This window comes from Shewanella sp. SM32 (genome assembly GCF_025654235.1).
Classification (GTDB): Bacteria; Pseudomonadota; Gammaproteobacteria; order Enterobacterales; family Shewanellaceae; genus Shewanella; species Shewanella oncorhynchi.
In genome coordinates, this window is the sequence record NZ_JAKKRO010000004.1 from 42,984 (window position 1) to 59,515 (window position 16,532).

15 protein-coding genes are annotated in these 16,532 nt (G+C 44.9%); 7 read left to right on the plus strand and 8 right to left on the minus strand.

Annotated features, from left to right (window positions below; all coding sequences use genetic code 11):
- Positions 1-33: 33 nt before the first annotated feature.
- On the minus strand, positions 34-384 hold the full coding sequence (locus L5M10_RS02555; protein ID WP_263254794.1) for a hypothetical protein: 351 nt from the start codon (positions 382-384) through the stop codon (positions 34-36).
- 80 nt (positions 385-464) lie between these two features.
- Positions 465-1,007: a GNAT family N-acetyltransferase gene (locus L5M10_RS02560; RefSeq protein WP_226060231.1), complete on the minus strand. Its 543-nt coding sequence runs from the start codon at positions 1,005-1,007 to the stop codon at positions 465-467.
- Between the two features lie 168 nt (positions 1,008-1,175).
- Here L5M10_RS02560 and L5M10_RS02565 point away from each other — a divergent pair, with 168 nt between their 5' ends.
- Positions 1,176-2,192: a GGDEF domain-containing protein gene (locus L5M10_RS02565; RefSeq protein ID WP_263163799.1), complete on the plus strand. Its 1,017-nt coding sequence runs from the start codon at positions 1,176-1,178 to the stop codon at positions 2,190-2,192.
- Positions 2,193-2,228: 36 nt separating this feature from the next.
- Here L5M10_RS02565 and L5M10_RS02570 read toward each other — a convergent pair whose 3' ends face one another.
- Complete coding sequence (locus tag L5M10_RS02570; RefSeq protein ID WP_263163800.1) at positions 2,229-2,459, minus strand: hypothetical protein; 231 nt, start codon at positions 2,457-2,459, stop codon at positions 2,229-2,231.
- A gap of 71 nt (positions 2,460-2,530) precedes the next feature.
- Between L5M10_RS02570 and L5M10_RS02575 the strand changes: the two genes are divergently transcribed.
- The gene (locus tag L5M10_RS02575) at positions 2,531-2,947 is read left to right on the plus strand and encodes an META domain-containing protein (RefSeq protein ID WP_113939802.1); all 417 of its coding nucleotides are present in this window, start codon (positions 2,531-2,533) and stop codon (positions 2,945-2,947) included.
- Between the two features lie 71 nt (positions 2,948-3,018).
- Here the strand turns inward: L5M10_RS02575 and L5M10_RS02580 are convergent, their stop codons facing one another.
- Together L5M10_RS02580 and L5M10_RS02585 are read right to left on the minus strand one after the other, a co-directional pair.
- The gene (locus L5M10_RS02580; RefSeq protein ID WP_198572839.1) at positions 3,019-4,353 is read right to left on the minus strand and encodes a dicarboxylate/amino acid:cation symporter; all 1,335 of its coding nucleotides are present in this window, start codon (positions 4,351-4,353) and stop codon (positions 3,019-3,021) included.
- Positions 4,354-4,562: 209 nt separating this feature from the next.
- Entirely contained in the window at positions 4,563-4,859 is a 297-nt protein-coding gene (locus L5M10_RS02585) for a hypothetical protein (protein ID WP_113939800.1), read from the minus strand.
- Positions 4,860-5,072: 213 nt separating this feature from the next.
- On the opposite strand from L5M10_RS02585, the gene L5M10_RS02590 reads away from it, so the two are divergent.
- Positions 5,073-5,516 carry a GNAT family N-acetyltransferase gene (locus L5M10_RS02590; RefSeq protein WP_105250107.1) on the plus strand — a complete coding sequence of 148 codons (444 nt, stop codon included), beginning with the start codon at positions 5,073-5,075 and terminating at the stop codon, positions 5,514-5,516.
- A 109-nt stretch (positions 5,517-5,625) separates the two neighbouring features.
- Here the strand turns inward: L5M10_RS02590 and L5M10_RS02595 are convergent, their stop codons facing one another.
- The gene (locus L5M10_RS02595; protein WP_028761640.1) at positions 5,626-6,921 is read right to left on the minus strand and encodes an aromatic amino acid transport family protein; all 1,296 of its coding nucleotides are present in this window, start codon (positions 6,919-6,921) and stop codon (positions 5,626-5,628) included.
- Between the two features lie 451 nt (positions 6,922-7,372).
- Positions 7,373-9,937, minus strand: a complete 2,565-nt coding sequence (locus L5M10_RS02600) for an acylase (RefSeq protein WP_263254795.1) — start codon at positions 9,935-9,937, stop codon at positions 7,373-7,375.
- Positions 9,938-10,195: 258 nt separating this feature from the next.
- On the opposite strand from L5M10_RS02600, the gene yjjX reads away from it, so the two are divergent.
- The 3 genes from yjjX to L5M10_RS02615 all read left to right on the plus strand — a co-directional run bounded on the left by yjjX (position 10,196) and on the right by L5M10_RS02615 (position 14,514).
- Positions 10,196-10,756, plus strand: a complete 561-nt coding sequence (yjjX, locus tag L5M10_RS02605; protein ID WP_263254796.1) for an inosine/xanthosine triphosphatase — start codon at positions 10,196-10,198, stop codon at positions 10,754-10,756.
- 4 nt (positions 10,757-10,760) lie between these two features.
- Entirely contained in the window at positions 10,761-11,810 is a 1,050-nt protein-coding gene (locus L5M10_RS02610; protein ID WP_263254797.1) for a bifunctional helix-turn-helix transcriptional regulator/GNAT family N-acetyltransferase, read from the plus strand.
- Positions 11,811-12,051: 241 nt separating this feature from the next.
- Entirely contained in the window at positions 12,052-14,514 is a 2,463-nt protein-coding gene (locus L5M10_RS02615; RefSeq protein WP_263254798.1) for an ankyrin repeat domain-containing protein, read from the plus strand.
- A gap of 117 nt (positions 14,515-14,631) precedes the next feature.
- Here L5M10_RS02615 and L5M10_RS02620 read toward each other — a convergent pair whose 3' ends face one another.
- On the minus strand, positions 14,632-15,834 hold the full coding sequence (locus L5M10_RS02620; protein ID WP_263254799.1) for a serine hydrolase domain-containing protein: 1,203 nt from the start codon (positions 15,832-15,834) through the stop codon (positions 14,632-14,634).
- A gap of 409 nt (positions 15,835-16,243) precedes the next feature.
- Here L5M10_RS02620 and L5M10_RS02625 point away from each other — a divergent pair, with 409 nt between their 5' ends.
- A complete protein-coding gene (locus tag L5M10_RS02625) occupies positions 16,244-16,423 on the plus strand; it encodes a CCGSCS motif protein (protein WP_248066318.1) in 180 nt (59 codons plus the stop codon).
- The last annotated feature ends 109 nt before the right edge of the window (positions 16,424-16,532 follow it).

The window sequence follows — 16,532 nt, forward strand, 5'->3', positions numbered from 1 at the left end:
AAAGCGATTGAGAAACGGACTGAATTAACACACTCAGCAATGATCGAAATGGGCGTTTTGCATGCACAGTAGACCGATCTGCTCTTGGGATAAAATGGCGCACTCCAACGCCTTTTTTGTATTCGCGCGGCTGACTTGCGCATCGCTCAGTTGCGTTATCGTCGCCGAATAGGCATTGATTCGGCCACAATCGAGCCAAATATCTCCCACTTGTACCCAATAATGTTGCAATGCACCTAAGTCAGATAAAAACTCGACTTCAAATCCCCTCGCCTCATACTCATAGTGAGCGCATTCAGATAAGACTATCCTCAAGCTGTCCCAAGCCGATAAATTGACTTCGGCATAGGCCGTTAATAGTGACTCAACAAATTGTACTTTCATGTATTTATCTCCGTTATTTAACCTGAACTCAGGTTATTTACACAGTAGAGATTGAATCCTTAATTTCTATCATCGAACAACTAAGCTTGGGTCTTTGCCGCCATTAAATAGTAATCCCGCGCTGAGACGGTGAAAAAATCCACTACCTGCATGTGCGCTTTTCCCGAGTGGGCGGCAAAGGAGCGTTCATTATCTTCGGCGATAAAGGTCAACATATAGCTAAAATGCGGGGCAACTTGGCGACGAATTTCACTGACTAATGCCTCAAAAATCCCTTGTCCACGGTAGGCTTGCTGCACCCAAATCGGCCCGTATTGGCATGAGTTAGTCTTAGTTAATTTTGGTCCATCCCAATCGAGTTGCGGCAAACGATTCAACAAAGTGCGATAAATGGGCCAATGTTCGAAAAATCCCCAACGGCCGGCAATCACATAACCGACGATCTGCTGCTCAACCTGCGCCACTACGACCCAATGATGCTGCACTAATTCGCTCAATTCACTGTGGGAAAAAGCTTGCCCTTGCAGTCCCATATTGGCGGAAGCTAGTTCGTCATTGAGATGTTTTTTCTCTAGCATCGCTAATAAATCAACATCTTGGGGTAAGGCTAATCTAATCTTCACAGTGTTCTCACGGCATCATCTTGGCTTTAGGCCCAATTTAAGGCCGTCAGTATACTCGGTTGGATTAATAGACACAGCTAGAACAAGGTATTATTTAGTGCCTTGATTTGCTAAATCCCCTTTTATTTCCCAAACTTAATGAATATTTAGCCCTAGTTAGGCGTTTGTATGTTGCCCGAAACCATTAATCCCAACTTGAGTTTACTTGATAGCGACAATCAACAAGTGAATCTCACTCGCTGGATGCACCAATGTGAGCTAATCAACAGCTATTACAACACTAACACGGTTTTTATATTCCAAAAGACCAGCGCAGGATTTGAGATCATTGTCAGCGCAATCACTGAAACACCACAATTTACCGCAGGTACTTTGTACTCCGCAGAACTCGAACTTTTTAAACAGATACAAAATAGCCAACCCGACGGTTTATATCAAAACCTCGGCAGCTTTATGTTGGATGATTTACCACGGGATTTTGATGGCATTCAGCACATTCTCTCGCGCCCAATAGCTTGGCCCGATGGCAGCCAATTTGGCGCCCTGTGCGTACTCAACCCACATATGGCAGATCCACTAGCCAATGCCGCTATGCTCGAACCGTTTCAGATATTGCTGCAACAGGAATTATCTCTGCTGTGCCAGAACCATCGCATTGAATCCCTTTCGATGCGCGACCAAGAAACCGGCATGCTCAATCATTATGGTTTTTTGATGATGGCGCCAAGACAGCTCAATTTAGGCCGCCGCTTTGGTGCCCATGCAGGCATCATCTTTTTTGAATTACTGAGTCCGGATAACACGCCCATCCCCCTCGAAGATAATCACCACAGGCTATTAGGCAAGTTGATCCAAGATACGATACGGACCGCCGACGTTGCCGCCCACTACAACACCACGCAATTTGTGGTACTGGCCTTTGTCGATGGTGAGCGGGATATTCAGCATATTATGAAGCGGGTAGAAAAACAGCTAGAACAACAAAACCACCAGCTTAAACTCGATGCGAGTTACAGTTTCTTCACTCCAGAATCCAGCGCCAAACTCGCGCCCATGATGGAACTTGCGCGGGGTAAACTCGATTCAATGCAACCACCAAAGCCAGAGGTTGAAGACACGCCAGTTAAGCCCGCTATAGACTCAAGCTTATACGATAATCCCGCCGCAGATTCGGCGGCGCTTTGATTTAATGAAATTTAAGCTTAATTAGGCAGTACAAAATTACTTAGAATGCTCATCTTGGCGCTTCGCCCATTGTATAAACAGCACCACAGGATAGGGCGACATTAAGACCAACCCTAAACCAATCAGACTTGAGATCAATAACATGCCGCTTATCTCTAGACTCCATTGCGTCAACATATAAAACCCAAGTCCACAAACTAGCATCAATACACCTAACCGATGTAAAAACTTCAACAAATTCAGAGTACTTTTAAATGAGCCTGTCATATAAACCCCTTTAGATCTTACGAAAAACTTGTCACACTATGGCCATAATCATGGAAAAAGGAACCGCAACGATGTTAAAACAAACATTCATCTTAGGTGCATTACTCTTAGGCATCACCGCCTGCCAAAGTGCCGATATAGCCCCAAATGATACCATTCCATTAGAAGGCCGCTGGCACATTGAAATGGTCCAAGGCCAACCGACTATCGATTACAGCCCAGCGCAAATCACCTTTGAGGCCGAAGGTAAATTACATGGCAACAACAGCTGCAATAACTTTTTCGGTCAATATACTCAGCAAGGCGAAGAGCTTAAGCTATCTCCTGCCGGTAGCACAATGAAAGCCTGTGTGGATGCCCTAATGCAGCAAGAGCACAAAGTGATGCAAGCTATGCCATTAGTTACCAAAGCAAAATTAGTGCAAGGCCGACTTACCTTACTTAACAGCGACGACAAGCCAGTGTTAGTGTTAAGCCAAATGAAGTAACCATAAAACTTGTCAGCATAAAAAACCGCCAATGGCGGTTTTTTAGTTAACGAACCAGCAATAAAAGGTCCCTATGCTTTGACACTCTTAGCCGCTGCAATTTCGAGGGCGATATTCTGTTCGGCTATTACGGCGCTTTGATCTATGTCGGCATTATAATGCGCCATATCCAGCTCATCTTCAGACTTTGCAATAACAGTCGTCGCCACTAAGTCACCGGAGACGTTTACCACAGTACGCACCATATCTAAAATACGGTCAATTCCCGCAATCAATGCCACTCCTTCTAAGGGAAGCCCTACGGTTGTGAGTACTAAAGTCAACATCACTAAACCCGCACCGGGCACACCCGCAGTACCAATAGAGGCCAACGTCGCCGTTAAAATAATGGTGAGATAATCGACGACAGTCAGGTCGATACCAAACGCCTGTGCCACAAACAGTACTGTGACCCCTTGGTATAACGCTGTGCCATCCATATTGATTGTGGTGCCTAGCGGTAACACGAAGCTAGAGATCTTCTTATGAACTCCCAAATTTTCACTCGCACACTTCATACTCACAGGGAGCGTGCCTGCAGAGCTCGACGTGGTAAACGCCACTAACATGGCATTGCTAATCCCTTTAAAAAACTGCAGCGGGCTTAACTTCGCAAATCCGCGCAGTAACAAACTATAGAATCCAATCACATGAATAATACAGCCAAGGTACACAGCAATAATGACTTTGATCAGTGGCCAGAGCATATCAATCCCATACTCCCCCGCTACCCAAGCCATTAGACCAAATACACCGTAGGGTGCGAGCTTCATCACCATGTCGGCCATTTTATACATGGCCTCAGCTAAACTTTCGAACACTTTAATTGCAGGTTTTCCATGCTCGCCAATCAGCACTAAGGCGATACCTAAAACAATCGCAAATACTATAACTTGCAAAATTTGCCCGCTTGCTAAAGCCGCAATAGGGTTCGTCGGTACTATGTCGATCAAAGTATCGACTAAAGAAGGTATTTCTTTGGCAGTTTGAGCCGCGCCATCTGCCAATGACAAACCTAAACCAGCACCGGGTTGAAGAACATAACCGACAATTAAACCGATAGTGATCGCGATAGCCGTGGTAAAGAGATAAAAAGCAAAAGATTTAAAACCAATACGCCCCATCTTGTTCGTATCCTGCATCGAAGTGACGCCCACAATCAGTGAGCAAAACACCAATGGCACAATCAGCATCTTAATGGAATTAACAAACAAGGTGCCTATCGGCTTTAAGTGAGTCGCTTGCTCGCCGAAGATGATGCCCACTAAAATACCTAGCACCATACCGATAACAATTTGCAGCCACAGCGGCACTGACATCCAGCGAGACCAAACACGGCCTAATGCTGACGACTTTTGTTTTGTCATATTGATAACCTTGAATTCAAAACTATGATGGGGCAAAGACCAAAACTAGCACGCTAGTTTCTCAGTCTAAATGGGGCAATCGCCGAGTCTAGCAGAGGGGTTTTAATCGAGGGATGATCTGGGTCACGTTGAGCTAAACCGCCTTAAAATCAGTAATATTAACCAAACCAACTTTGTTAAATTGGCCGCTGAAATGTTAGTTTTCCTGCTTAAGCATCAAAATATTCTGTGACTTTTTTTGGTGCTATTTGCTGACGATAAAGCGACGCAGGCGGTTGCTCACGCTCAATCAAATAACTCCAATAATCGTCATCAAAACCACTGAAAATAAAGTCGGACTTACCGTTAGCTTTTAAGACTAACCACCACCAAACTAAACCCCATAAACCAAAGCTCAACAGCGTTAAAATAAAATGCAGACGATGATTTATCTGTTCATCAGCAGCAATATCATAGACGGGTAAAATCTTAAGTTTATAGCGGCGAGTAGACTTAATAAATCCCATCATTAACTCACTTAGTTCAGCGAAAGGACACTAGAGATAAGCCTAGCAGATAAGACTTTAGTCGTACAAATATCCACAGCAATAAATAATATCAGTGCCTAACCTGCCACTGCCAAACTCGTTATCCCTCGTCGTTCCATGCTAAAGTGAATCACAAAATGTTGTTTACTAAACAAGAGCGGTATTGCCAAATAACCGCCTAGGAGTTGTAGTATGTTGATTCGTAAAGCTAAGGCTCAAGACCTAATCGCCTTAGTGCAGTTTAATCAGGCCATGGCCCAAGAAACCGAAGGCCTAGCCTTAGATGAAGCGACACTGACTCGAGGTGTGGGCACGCTACTTGAGAGCCCGCAAAAAGGGTTTTACCTGGTCGCTGAAATCGCAGGTGAGCTAGTCGGCTCGCTCATGGTGACATTTGAATGGAGCGATTGGCGCGCCAAGGATTATTACTGGATCCAGAGTGTGTATATTCGCCCGAAAAATCGTCGCCAAGGCATCTATGCCAAACTCTACAGCGAAGTCAAACAACTGGCCGAAGCCAATGGCGGTGCCGCAAGCTTCCGTTTATATGTCGAGCAAGAAAACCTCGCCGCACAGCAGACCTATCAAGCGTTAGGGATGAAGCAGAGTTACTACTTAATGTACGAAGAAAAATAAGCGATTCAAATGTTATACGTAATAAAAAAGGATCGGGCCAATGGCACGATCCTTTTCTTTTTACGACTCACGATTCACATTCAAACCGCGTTCCTACTAAGATTAAAACTTAACGAAAGAAACCAAACAGAATAGCCGTCATTGCCAATAAACCCGCTATAACCACGAAGATATTGCTGATGCGACCACGGTGCGCTTTTAATGCTGGCACTTTGTATACAGCGTACATAGGCATCAAGTACAGGATAGCCGCGATAATTGGGCCACCTAAAGCTTCAATCATATTCAAAATACTTGGGTTTTTGATTGCCACGGCCCAAATCGTCACAAACATAAACACCAGAATAAATTTGTTGATTTTTTGCTCTGAAATGCCTTTTTTATTCGTGTCTAACTGCTTAACAATAATCCCCTTCATGCCTTCTGTCGCGCCCATGTAATGGCCAAAGAAAGAAGACACAATTGCGATAAAGGCAATTAATGGACCAAAGTAGCTCACAAAACCACTTGAATGCACGTTGGCGAGATAAGACAAAATCGGCAGATTCTGAGCTTTCGCTTCGGCCAATTGTGCTGGTGATAATGACAACACACAAGAGAACACAAACAACATCACAAAGCCCACTAACATCATGGAAGTATTACGTAAAATAACATCAGCTTTGCGAGAAGCATTCGCGCCATGGTCACGTTTCAATGACACAGAAAACTGCGAAATCGCTGGAGAATGGTTAAAGGCAAACACTAAAACTGGAATCGTTAACCAAACTGTGCCTAAAAATGCACCCGCTTCTGGTACAACGAGTAAAGCATCCATTTTCCATTCAGGGATCAGGTAGATAGACATAAAGGCCAAAATACCCACCAGCGGATACACCAGCAATTGTGTCACTTTGAGCATGAATTTCTCACCTGCGACCATGACAGCCATCATACCGAGGATCAATACACCCGATAGAATGAAGCGTGGTGGCGATGCCATGCCTAACTGATTGACGATAAAGCTATCAACAGTGTTGGTAATACCTACACCGTAAATTAATACAATCGGATAGATAGCAAAGAAATACAGTACGGTAATGGCTTTACCCGCGCCAACACCAAAATGCTCTTCAACTACTTGAGTAATGTCGCTACCAGGAATGCTTGATGAACAAACAAAACGAGATAAACCACGGTGGGCAAGATAGGTCATAGGACCGATGATCACTGCCATTAACACAAGAGGCCAAAAGCCGCCCATGCCCGCATTGATAGGTAAAAATAAAATTCCAGCGCCAACGGCAGTGCCGAACAAACTCAACATCCAAGTCGTGTCTTGGCGAGTCCAAGGTAAGTGTTTCGTTGAATCTAGATTCTGTGTGCTTTGAGGTGTTCCAAGAACACTGGTCGCATCTTTTTGCATATAAAAGTTACCTTACGGTGTGACTAGCATAATAAATTCGCGCTAAGGATAACCAAAAAAAGCCCATAAAAGTTGATCTGACACGGCTTTATGTAAGGGAATTTCATAATAAACTGATATTGAGATCTAGATCGCTGATTTAATGTAATAAGTTTTCAATAAAGCATCAAAACATATACATAAAAAGCCACTTAAAAACACAAGGTATTCACCTCAAGCCAAATCCAGTGACATTGCATAAGCGCCGAGAAAAACAGCTAACCGGGCGTGCGTCACAAAAATCAACAAAATGAGACTAGTCGCCGCATACTCACACCTAAGGTAGATCGAGATCACAGTCGTTAATGTTAAATTTTTACAAATCGCTATCAGTCGCAAACACGCATAAAAAACGGCTCATCCAGATTCAACTCCGAAGTGAGCCGCTAACGATTAAAGCGCAAAATCTGACTTATGGTTTTTGTAGTGTCAACTCAGTCGTCGACACTACAGCAGGGGCTATGTCAGCCTCTTTGAACAACAAAGGACGGAAGCTTTTAGCACTCGAGTACAAGATACTTTGATCGGCAAACGCAGGCATTAAGATATTACTCGACTCAGAGTAAGTTAAAATCCCCCGCGCCACAGGCCCCTCGTCGGTAAAGTTCACCGCCATCATCCAACTTGAACCATAACGCACTTGATACCCTTTCGCCGTTAAGCCAGAACTCATTGCCTTGCCAGTGACCACATCCATCGCAGCTGCATATTTGTGCTGCGGGATCAAAGTGTCATCACCCGACAAACTGGTTGAAAACACGTTGAATCCACCTTCAGCATTATGACTACCCGGCCAAGGTAAACGCGACCCACTTGGCGTTCCATCTGGCAGAGATTTCTCCACAAATTGCACATCCCCCAATGGCGCATCTAAGGCAAAGCCTGCGGCTTCAAGGTTAAGCGCACTGTGAGCCAAGGCCTTTAAGGCACTGCCATCCGTAGTCAAGGTTTTAGGTGTCGTTGCCGCATTAGCGGGATCGAATCCTTGGGTCAACATGGTTGTTTGGCTGAATAGATGGGCAAATTCACGTAGTAAAGCACCACCTTTACTGTCGTTATCTTGCTTACCGTTCCACGCCTTTAATGCCGCACAAGCCGAAGAGATATCCTTAGATAAACTCGCCGACACCACCACAGGTGTACTGCCTTGGGCATCACACTGGGCAATCAAGTCAGGCAGCACTAACTCGGCGAGATAACTGCGATTCGACAGCACAGCCGCTTCGAGTTCTTCCAAGCTGAACTTGCCATCAGCCCCCGCGGCGTCCTGCATTAAACTCAAGCCCATCCGTGTACGTAGTGATAGCTGTCCAGCCTCTGCGCCGTACATAGGCGAGAAGTAAGTCAGCGGTTCATTCAAGTTGGTCGACCAAAAGGAGTCATTGGAGTTTTGCACAAAGTCGCTGCGCTCAAGCTTGGGCGCACGCTCATAGGGCGTTGGACCATCGAAGCTAAACAGTGAAGTGTTACCGGGTAAAATCGTAAATCCGGCTTTTGCCTTAGCCGCTTTAATATCCGGTGAGGTTTTTAACAACACAACTGCCGATTCAGATAATCCTGGCACAGTTGAGTCGTCGATATAAAAAGCATTGCCCTCTTTATCGGCGTACATAGTGTTATTGAAGATGACACCATCGTAGTCCTTAAATGCCTGTTGGAACTCTTCTTTGTTCGTCGCCATGTTCATGGCTAACCAATGGTCAACAGGGTCCATAGTGCCCATATTGGCATCTTGGATCATAAAGGCACTGCCATCATCCCAACCAAAAGGCGCTAAAGCTGGCGGAGCTTCGACCATAGGGCCTTTGGCCGTAGTATAAATATCTTTCTCGGCGACCAGCATGCCCGCAGGACCTGCATTCACTAGAACCGATACAGTCTCTTTGGTGATAGGCATAGGTTTACCATCAAACAAATACTGCATCCGATCACCCGAGACTAACTCAAGGTTAAACATCACAAAATGCTCAGCGGTAGAGAAGGTATGAGTCCAAGCGAGATCTTTATTGAAACCAATATTAATCGGTCCAGGCATACCCACTAACGAGCCGCCCATCATATCTAAATGCCCTGGGATCGTAATATGGGATTGCCAAAAACGCAGGTTACCCGTATGCGGGAAATGCGGATTACCTAGCACCATGCCCTTACCATTTTCAGTTTTATCCTTGCCTAAACCCCAACCATTTGAACCTAAATCGCGGGGATTGGTTTCTGGTGTCGTGATACGAGCCGCGCGGGCAATCAACTTAGACTGCATATCGGCCACAAACGCAGTTTGATCTTGGCTAGGCGCGGGCCCAACGATACGCGGCATGTATTCCTGTGCATCTCCTGGGTTAGCGTAAAAAATCAGATCGAGAAAGTTAGCTGCGCCCGGTAATAAGGCGATAGAAAACAAATAAGTCACCACATCTTCTGGCACTATGGGTTTCACCCAAGGCTGACCACCACAGAAAGGTTCTGCCGTTTGTGTGCCCGCTTCGACATCAGCAAGATATTGGTTATAACCAGAGGCAAAACCTTGGATAAGTGCCCGAGAGTTTTCACTAAATTTCGGCCATTTTTCTTCGGCTTGCGCTCTGATCTTTAACGCTTTATAGGCAAAATCTGAGATAAGGTTACCGTTATCTTCCGCCGTAGGTTGACCCGTAGTGAAGTCAATCGACGCATGGGGGCCAAAGTACATAGAACGCTGTGAGTTCGCCTTGATAAAACCATCGGCTAATACACATAAGTTGTCCTGTGCCTGCGCATAACCACTACCAAAACCTAAACTTTCTAAGTTGTCGGCTTGGATATGCGGCACGCCGTAGGTAGTACGACGAATACTGGCTTTGAGTAAACCATTGGGGGCAAAAGCTTGCAGTTGAGTTTCAGGTTCGGTAGGCGTAGTGCTATCTTCGCTATCGTTACAGCCGGTCAGTATTACACCGCAGGCCATTCCCATAGCAATCACGAGTTTGTTGAATTTCATTATTATTATCTCTTGGTTTTGGTTCCTTCAATGACATAGCCTTACTGCCTATTCCAGCCCAAATTACTGAAGGAGCAATAGTTGCATGTCGCTTCCTAGTCCCTAAGGCTGGCTATTGCCTCCCCTACTGTTGGCTTTTTTACTGAGCTTCGCCGACGACTGTGGCAGAATAGAAAACCCAAACGCTTAGACACCTCAGACCATTTAAGCAATGATTCAAACGAGCGTCCACATTAAAAGCTGAAATAAACAACTTATATGCAACAAAACATTATCAAGATAAAAGTGGGTTCTAAAAACCCTGTAAAAATCAACGCGGCAACCAAAGCGATGGCACAACTGTTCCCTGACAGCATCATAGAAGCCAGCGGTATGGATGCACCTTCATGTGTTGCGGCGCAGCCAATGACAGATCTCGACACTCGCCAAGGGGCGATTAATCGGGTGCACTACTGTCAACAACAGGATCAACAAGATACTCAAGCCGACTACTATTTTGCGATGGAAGGCGGTGTCGATTGTTTCGACTTTGGCCCAGCCACATTCGCCTATATCGCCATTGGGCATAAAGATCAGCTTGCCATTGGCCGCAGCGCAATTTTACCTTTGCCAATGCAGGTTTATCGGGCATTAGAAGCAGGCGAAGAACTCGGGCATGTGATGGATAGATTGTTCAATACTGTCAATATCAAACAAAAAGGCGGTGCCATAGGTTTGCTCACCCACGGCCACGCGACCCGTGAAAGTAATTACACCCAAGCGATTATTCTCGCCATGGCGCCGTTATTGAATCCTGATATTTACACAGTAGATTGTTAGTAATATGTTGCAAGAGGAATTAAAGCCCGCTAACTTAGTTGTGACATGCAACCAAACCTATTCGACTATGGCTCAAACAGACGCACCATTGGCTCAAGATCCCGCGAAGCCTGTGACTCAAACTAAGCAAACGACTGAGTCAGGCTCATCCGCCCAACTCAGGCATTTGTCTCGCTATCTGGTGAGAAATTTAGGCATGCTCAACGCCGCCTTTGGGGATTTACCCCTTTCGCCCGTGCAAGCCCATGCCCTGTTTGAGATAGGCAAGCAGCCCCTGACCATCAAAGAGCTTGCAAGCAAACTCAGCATAGATAAGTCCAATGCGAGCCGCGCTATCAAGCATTTGATCGATAAACATCTTGCCCAGAGTCAGGTACATCCACGGGACAGTCGCTGCTTAGTTGTGCAACTGACACCTGCGGGTAAGAAATTACTCGTTAAATTGGATACTCAGCAGAATCAATTATTCCAAGGGATCTTAGCCCAACTGACTCCATTGCAAACTTCACAAATCGAAGAGGCCCTCGTGTTATATAACCAAGCCGTACATAACGCCAAGCAGCAAAGTAGTTGTCACATTCGCCAAGCCACAGCCCAAGATGATGCCGCAATTGCCAAAGTCATCCGCGATGTTTCGGCCGAATACGGCTTAACCGCGGATAAAGGCTATAGCGTGGCGGACCCGACCTTAGATTGCCTAAGCCAGATCTACTCCCAAGCGGGCGCCAACTATTGGATTATTGAATTAGAGGGCCGCATTTTAGGCGGCGCCGGTATTGCGCCTTTAGCTAACAATGATGGCGTCTGCGAACTGCAAAAAATGTATTTTATGCCAGAAATCCGCGGCAAAGGACTCGCAAAACGCGTAGCGTTAATGGCACTCGATTTCGCCCGCGAAACGGGTTATCAAAGCTGCTATTTAGAAACCACCGCTGTACTAAATGAAGCCGTAAAACTCTATGAGAAATTAGGCTTTGTACATCTGTCGACTCCCCTAGGGAACACAGGCCACGACGCCTGCGAAATGCCGATGCTGCTAGATCTTAATCAATAAGATATGAAGCAGAATTCCAATCAAAGTAACAATGCCAAACATGTCATCATGCAACTTGTTTGGCATTATCAATTTGTATCACAAAATGTTATTCAAACAGGATCATTTTAATTATCAGTCTTAGGGCATAGTTTTTCTTAACTTAAATGCATTAATATATGGCAATTTTACCTCACTCAATTTTTAATAAATTGAAAGGTGTTTGATACCATTTTGTTAACGGCATTAAATAGGGAACATTATGCTCAGTTGGATTTTTAGTGATAAGAAACTCACACTTCGGGAAATATGCCTAGATAACACGCTTTCGACCTCGGCTAAAATAAAGAAAGTTGATCAATTTCTTGCCGATAGTGGAGATCTCAACTTTATTGATCTCAATGTTTCGCCCTGCAATATATTAGTTCCACTATCTTGCAGTCCTCAGTCCGATTTAGTGCTTATAAAATACTTGCTCAGCAAAGGCGCTAAAATAGAATGTAATGGTTTCAGTGCCTTGCATTCGGCTATTGAATATAACAACTCAGAACTCGTTACCCTATACCTAGACTCTAGTGCCAATCTTTACTTTCAAAATCAATATAGTAATTGCTGGCTCAACTATCTATTTCATCCTAATCCGCAATATATCTATCAAGACCATCAACGTAGAGACATGATCGACCTTCTACTTGCAGCTAACTTAGATATCAATAAACCGGTGAGCTTTTGGACTAATGGTGAATTAAATCACCCACTAGAAATATTATATGATGAACGCAATAAAGATCTGTTCCTGCATATCATTAATAAAGACATCCCATTAGAAACAGGTAAATTAAGTCTAATTGAAAATATTATTTCCTCGAGCGGATTCTGGGGGATTGAAGCCTTTGCTCCTTTAGTAAAACGCTTTCCTGTATTTAAAAAGTCCCGTTATATTATGGCCAACGACAGCAGCTTCTGGGACGATGCTAATCTATTAGAACTATGCGTTTACGCCAAAGCGCAAGACTACACTGAATACCTGTTAGACCATTATCCGCAGCTCAAAGCCGACTCCCACGCCAAAAGTTTGGTCTATGCGGCATTGACCTCAGAATTTGACCTTAGGATTATCGAAAAACTGATTAAGGCCACCGTCGATATCAATCGCATCTATAGGATGACACCGCCTGATGCCGACCATTCACCCTTACTCAACCAATATATTAATAATGCCCAATTTACCGATCCGAATAAACGGAGCTACATCTACCAAGCCCTTGAACTGTTGCTCAAATATGGCGCTAATCCAAATGCCGAATTTGTGAATACGGGTAAACCCTATGAGATGTTAGTCTGGTCGAATTTACGACTATTGGTTTATCCAATGGTCGAAAAGAAAACCTTTCTGCCCGAGTTTTTCGATCTATTCCTGCAATATGGTATGGATATCAATAAAAAATTTGGGGCGGTGGATGAACCAACCTTACTCACTATCTGCCAGCGTGGTTCAGGGAAAGAAGATCAAGCAACGCTTATCCAAGTGATGGAATATCTGCTCACCAAGGGGCTAGATTTAAGCCTCACCAATATCTACAACACTAACTATGTGTCCGCGGCAGCCATCTCCTGTCGAAGCCAACTACTTGAATGGCTCATTCACCAAGGCGGGGATATTTTTACCCATTGCGGTCACGATAACTCACCCATTCTACACAAGGCGATTTCGACCTACTGGTGGGATGAAATTACCGGCCCTATGCGGCGAAAAACCGTAGAACTCTTACTGCACCATGGAGCAAAGTTAGAAGAATTCTCAGTAGATGAGCAATTTACGCCATTAATGTGCGCCAGTTACTACGGCGCACAGTCCTGCGTAGAGGCGCTACTCGAACATGGCGCCAACCCAAATGCCATCAATGCCGAAGACACCACCCCAGCCCTTTGCGCTGTGATAGGCGGCAGTTCAATCGAGTTCCCCCGCTTTGAATCAACGGCGGTGCGGATCTTAAGACTATTGCAACAATATGGCGCCGACTTAACCGTGACCAATAGCTTAGGCAATAGCCCGCTAATAGCGGCTATTGAGCAAGAATATAAAGAGATTTTCGAAGCGCTGCTGCAAATAGCCTCCTACAGTGAAACTCAGCTTGAGCAAGCACTCAGCAAAGCCCTGCCGCAAAGCTATTTCCAGCGCCGCCTGCTACAAACACTGGGGCGCGAGATACCGCCAGCCCCCACAACCATAGCCCACAATCGCGCAATACCAGCAACAGCTTCGAGCAATGCCGATCCTATGACGGCCAATCCGCAAACATCTGAGGGGAATGTGATACCTGCCGCCGTCAAGCAAACCAAATTAGAGGTGAGTAATGCGGCGGCAAATCGAGATCAAATCCCAACGCTATTCGATCTCAAAACCAAAGTGCAGAGCTTTTTTAAACTGATCACCACCGATCCGACGATCACAGTTGAGCAACTCAATTCGGTAAGAGCCCTTATTGATCAATTGATTGAAAAGCTCGACAACTTTAGCTTTTTCCGCAATCAAGCGACAAAGGCCGAATTTGAGGAAGGTGTTCAAGAATATATCGATGAAACCGTCGAAGAAATTAACGGAATTATCGAGGATGATTATCCAGCGCTTACCGAAGCCTTAGTCGATTCAGTTTGGACGATTTTGCAGTACTTTAGGGTTGAGATTGATATCGAGACCGCACTTAGAAAGCGCTTTTGGTAGCAGTTAGCACCTTGGTAACCAATGAGACCAAGCATAAAGCCCCAACTTTGGGGCTTTATGCTTTCGAGACTCACACCAGCTGACTTAGCCGCCTATTAGCCAACATGATGGCAAGACTTAAGGCTTAACATTAGACGCTTTAGCAAGCAGTAACTGGCTACGAATAATTTGACGTATCTGATTATGCAGTTCAAATACTCGAGCGCGATCATTAAGATTTAGCGATAGATTTTCCAGCATCACCAGATCCAAATTAAATTCGGGATAATGCAGTGTCATCGACATATAGCCAGATAAATAGCCCGTATGGCTGTATTCAACGAGACCATCATCCTGATTAAGCCTCACCCCATAGCCATAGCGCATATTCGGCCATAAAAATTGGATCTCGGTATACGCCGTAGTCATACGTTGATAACTCTTTGCACTCATCAACTTGCCAGAGTGTAATAGATGCTGAAAGGCGGCATAAGCTGGCGCTGAGGCAATTAATCCCCCTGCGGGCAACAAAGCTTCATCAAGCACTAAGTCAGCAGGGGCAATCACCTCGCTTTCCTGTAAACCTACGGCGAGTGAAGGCACTTTGGCGCGAATAGTCTCAATACTGCCAAGCTCAGCACTCAGGCCATTAAGCTGGTATCGCGTTGCAAACTGCGCCACTTGCTCGGTAAAGGATTGGTGATTGACCTTCTCAAGCACTTGCCCAAGCAGTGAATAACCAAAGTTGGAGTATTCAAATTGGCTACCCGGCTCGAATCGATTGGCCTTACCCAGTTTATCGACACCCGATGTATGCGTCAGCAGTTGGTGCAGCGTAATCCGCGCGTCATAACGACTGGAATTTAAAGCGTTTGCACTTGAATTTGTACCCGCCACAGTGCCTTTTAGCGCCTTATTATTCCCTTCTGCATCACCAAAAAGATAATGATTAAGCGATAGGTTTAAGTCGAGTTTCCCCGCATCGAGTGCCTGCAATATCAAGGTTGCAGTAATCTGCTTAGAGAGCGACGCCATCACAAAACGCGAATCTTGACTAATACCTTCGCCCTTTTGCAGTTCAAACTGCGGCTTGCCCTGCTCAAGCAGGATAACACTGCCACTAAATGGCTGCGGCGAATCCTTTATCGCGGTTTGGGTTAAGGTCTTAATCTCCGCCACCTTCGATACTGAAGATGCGGTTTGGCTTTCAACGGCAATCGACTTATCACCTTGCACGCTCTGCGCTTTTTCAGCCCCAGTCTCTAGTAATGCGGCAATACTATTGGCACTTGGGAATAATAACAAACCAGTCAACAGAGTACTGATTACACTTAAACGCATAGGTTATCCTTAACTTAATGAGTAGATACTACCTTATTAGAAAGCGGCCAGCTTATCACAGTGGAATGTTAAGTGATGCTGCTTTGAGATTGGGAATAAAAGTCAGAATTTAGTCTTTAAAGTGAGTGGATTAGATGCCGAGACTCACACACTCTTTACCAAATCAACAACACTATTTGCCCAGCGGCAACTCCGAGGGGGATTGTGTGCCCCTTGAGCTCTGGTGATATGGGTAAATAATTAGGGCATAACAGTTATGCCTGTTGGCTCTTTCTAAAAGCAACCTAAGACGATTTAGGCATTAAGCAATGATAAATAGTTGACTAAAACAGTCAACAACCATAACATGCACAATATAAGCATGTTTGATAATTACTAGTCCTTAATAGATTAAATAGAGGTAGTTCTGATGAGTTCATTATTTACTAAGTTCACTAAAACTGACGATAAAACCAAAAATGTAGCCCAATTTGTGCCGAGCACGGATGATAGCACTGCGGCGGATATCACAACCACAGAGCAACCTGAACAGACGAATACAGCAGAAAAACCTAAATCCCCTGGTTTTTGTTGTGGTTCATGTTCATAAACCACTTACCCTGGAATTTTAATATCGACTCACATGCATAGCATAGATATAGCTAACGCATTGATAAAAAAATGCTCATTGGTGGCGTTTTTTTATTTGGACAATGGAA

Excerpts from the sequence above, each read along its gene's own strand:
- L5M10_RS02615 (WP_263254798.1), top strand. The coding sequence starts at position 12,052 with ATGCTCAGTTGGATTTTTAGTGATAAGAAACTCACACTTCGGGAAATA.
- L5M10_RS02555 (WP_263254794.1), bottom strand. The coding sequence starts at position 384 with ATGAAAGTACAATTTGTTGAGTCACTATTAACGGCCTATGCCGAAGTC.
- L5M10_RS02610 (WP_263254797.1), top strand. The coding sequence starts at position 10,761 with ATGTTGCAAGAGGAATTAAAGCCCGCTAACTTAGTTGTGACATGCAAC.
- L5M10_RS02600 (WP_263254795.1), bottom strand. The coding sequence starts at position 9,937 with ATGAAATTCAACAAACTCGTGATTGCTATGGGAATGGCCTGCGGTGTA.
- L5M10_RS02565 (WP_263163799.1), top strand. The coding sequence starts at position 1,176 with ATGTTGCCCGAAACCATTAATCCCAACTTGAGTTTACTTGATAGCGAC.
- L5M10_RS02625 (WP_248066318.1), top strand. The coding sequence starts at position 16,244 with ATGAGTTCATTATTTACTAAGTTCACTAAAACTGACGATAAAACCAAA.
- L5M10_RS02580 (WP_198572839.1), bottom strand. The coding sequence starts at position 4,353 with ATGACAAAACAAAAGTCGTCAGCATTAGGCCGTGTTTGGTCTCGCTGG.
- L5M10_RS02585 (WP_113939800.1), bottom strand. The coding sequence starts at position 4,859 with ATGGGATTTATTAAGTCTACTCGCCGCTATAAACTTAAGATTTTACCC.
- L5M10_RS02620 (WP_263254799.1), bottom strand. The coding sequence starts at position 15,834 with ATGCGTTTAAGTGTAATCAGTACTCTGTTGACTGGTTTGTTATTATTC.
- L5M10_RS02575 (WP_113939802.1), top strand. The coding sequence starts at position 2,531 with ATGTTAAAACAAACATTCATCTTAGGTGCATTACTCTTAGGCATCACC.
- L5M10_RS02590 (WP_105250107.1), top strand. The coding sequence starts at position 5,073 with ATGTTGATTCGTAAAGCTAAGGCTCAAGACCTAATCGCCTTAGTGCAG.
- yjjX (WP_263254796.1), top strand. The coding sequence starts at position 10,196 with ATGCAACAAAACATTATCAAGATAAAAGTGGGTTCTAAAAACCCTGTA.
- L5M10_RS02570 (WP_263163800.1), bottom strand. The coding sequence starts at position 2,459 with ATGACAGGCTCATTTAAAAGTACTCTGAATTTGTTGAAGTTTTTACAT.
- L5M10_RS02595 (WP_028761640.1), bottom strand. The coding sequence starts at position 6,921 with ATGCAAAAAGATGCGACCAGTGTTCTTGGAACACCTCAAAGCACACAG.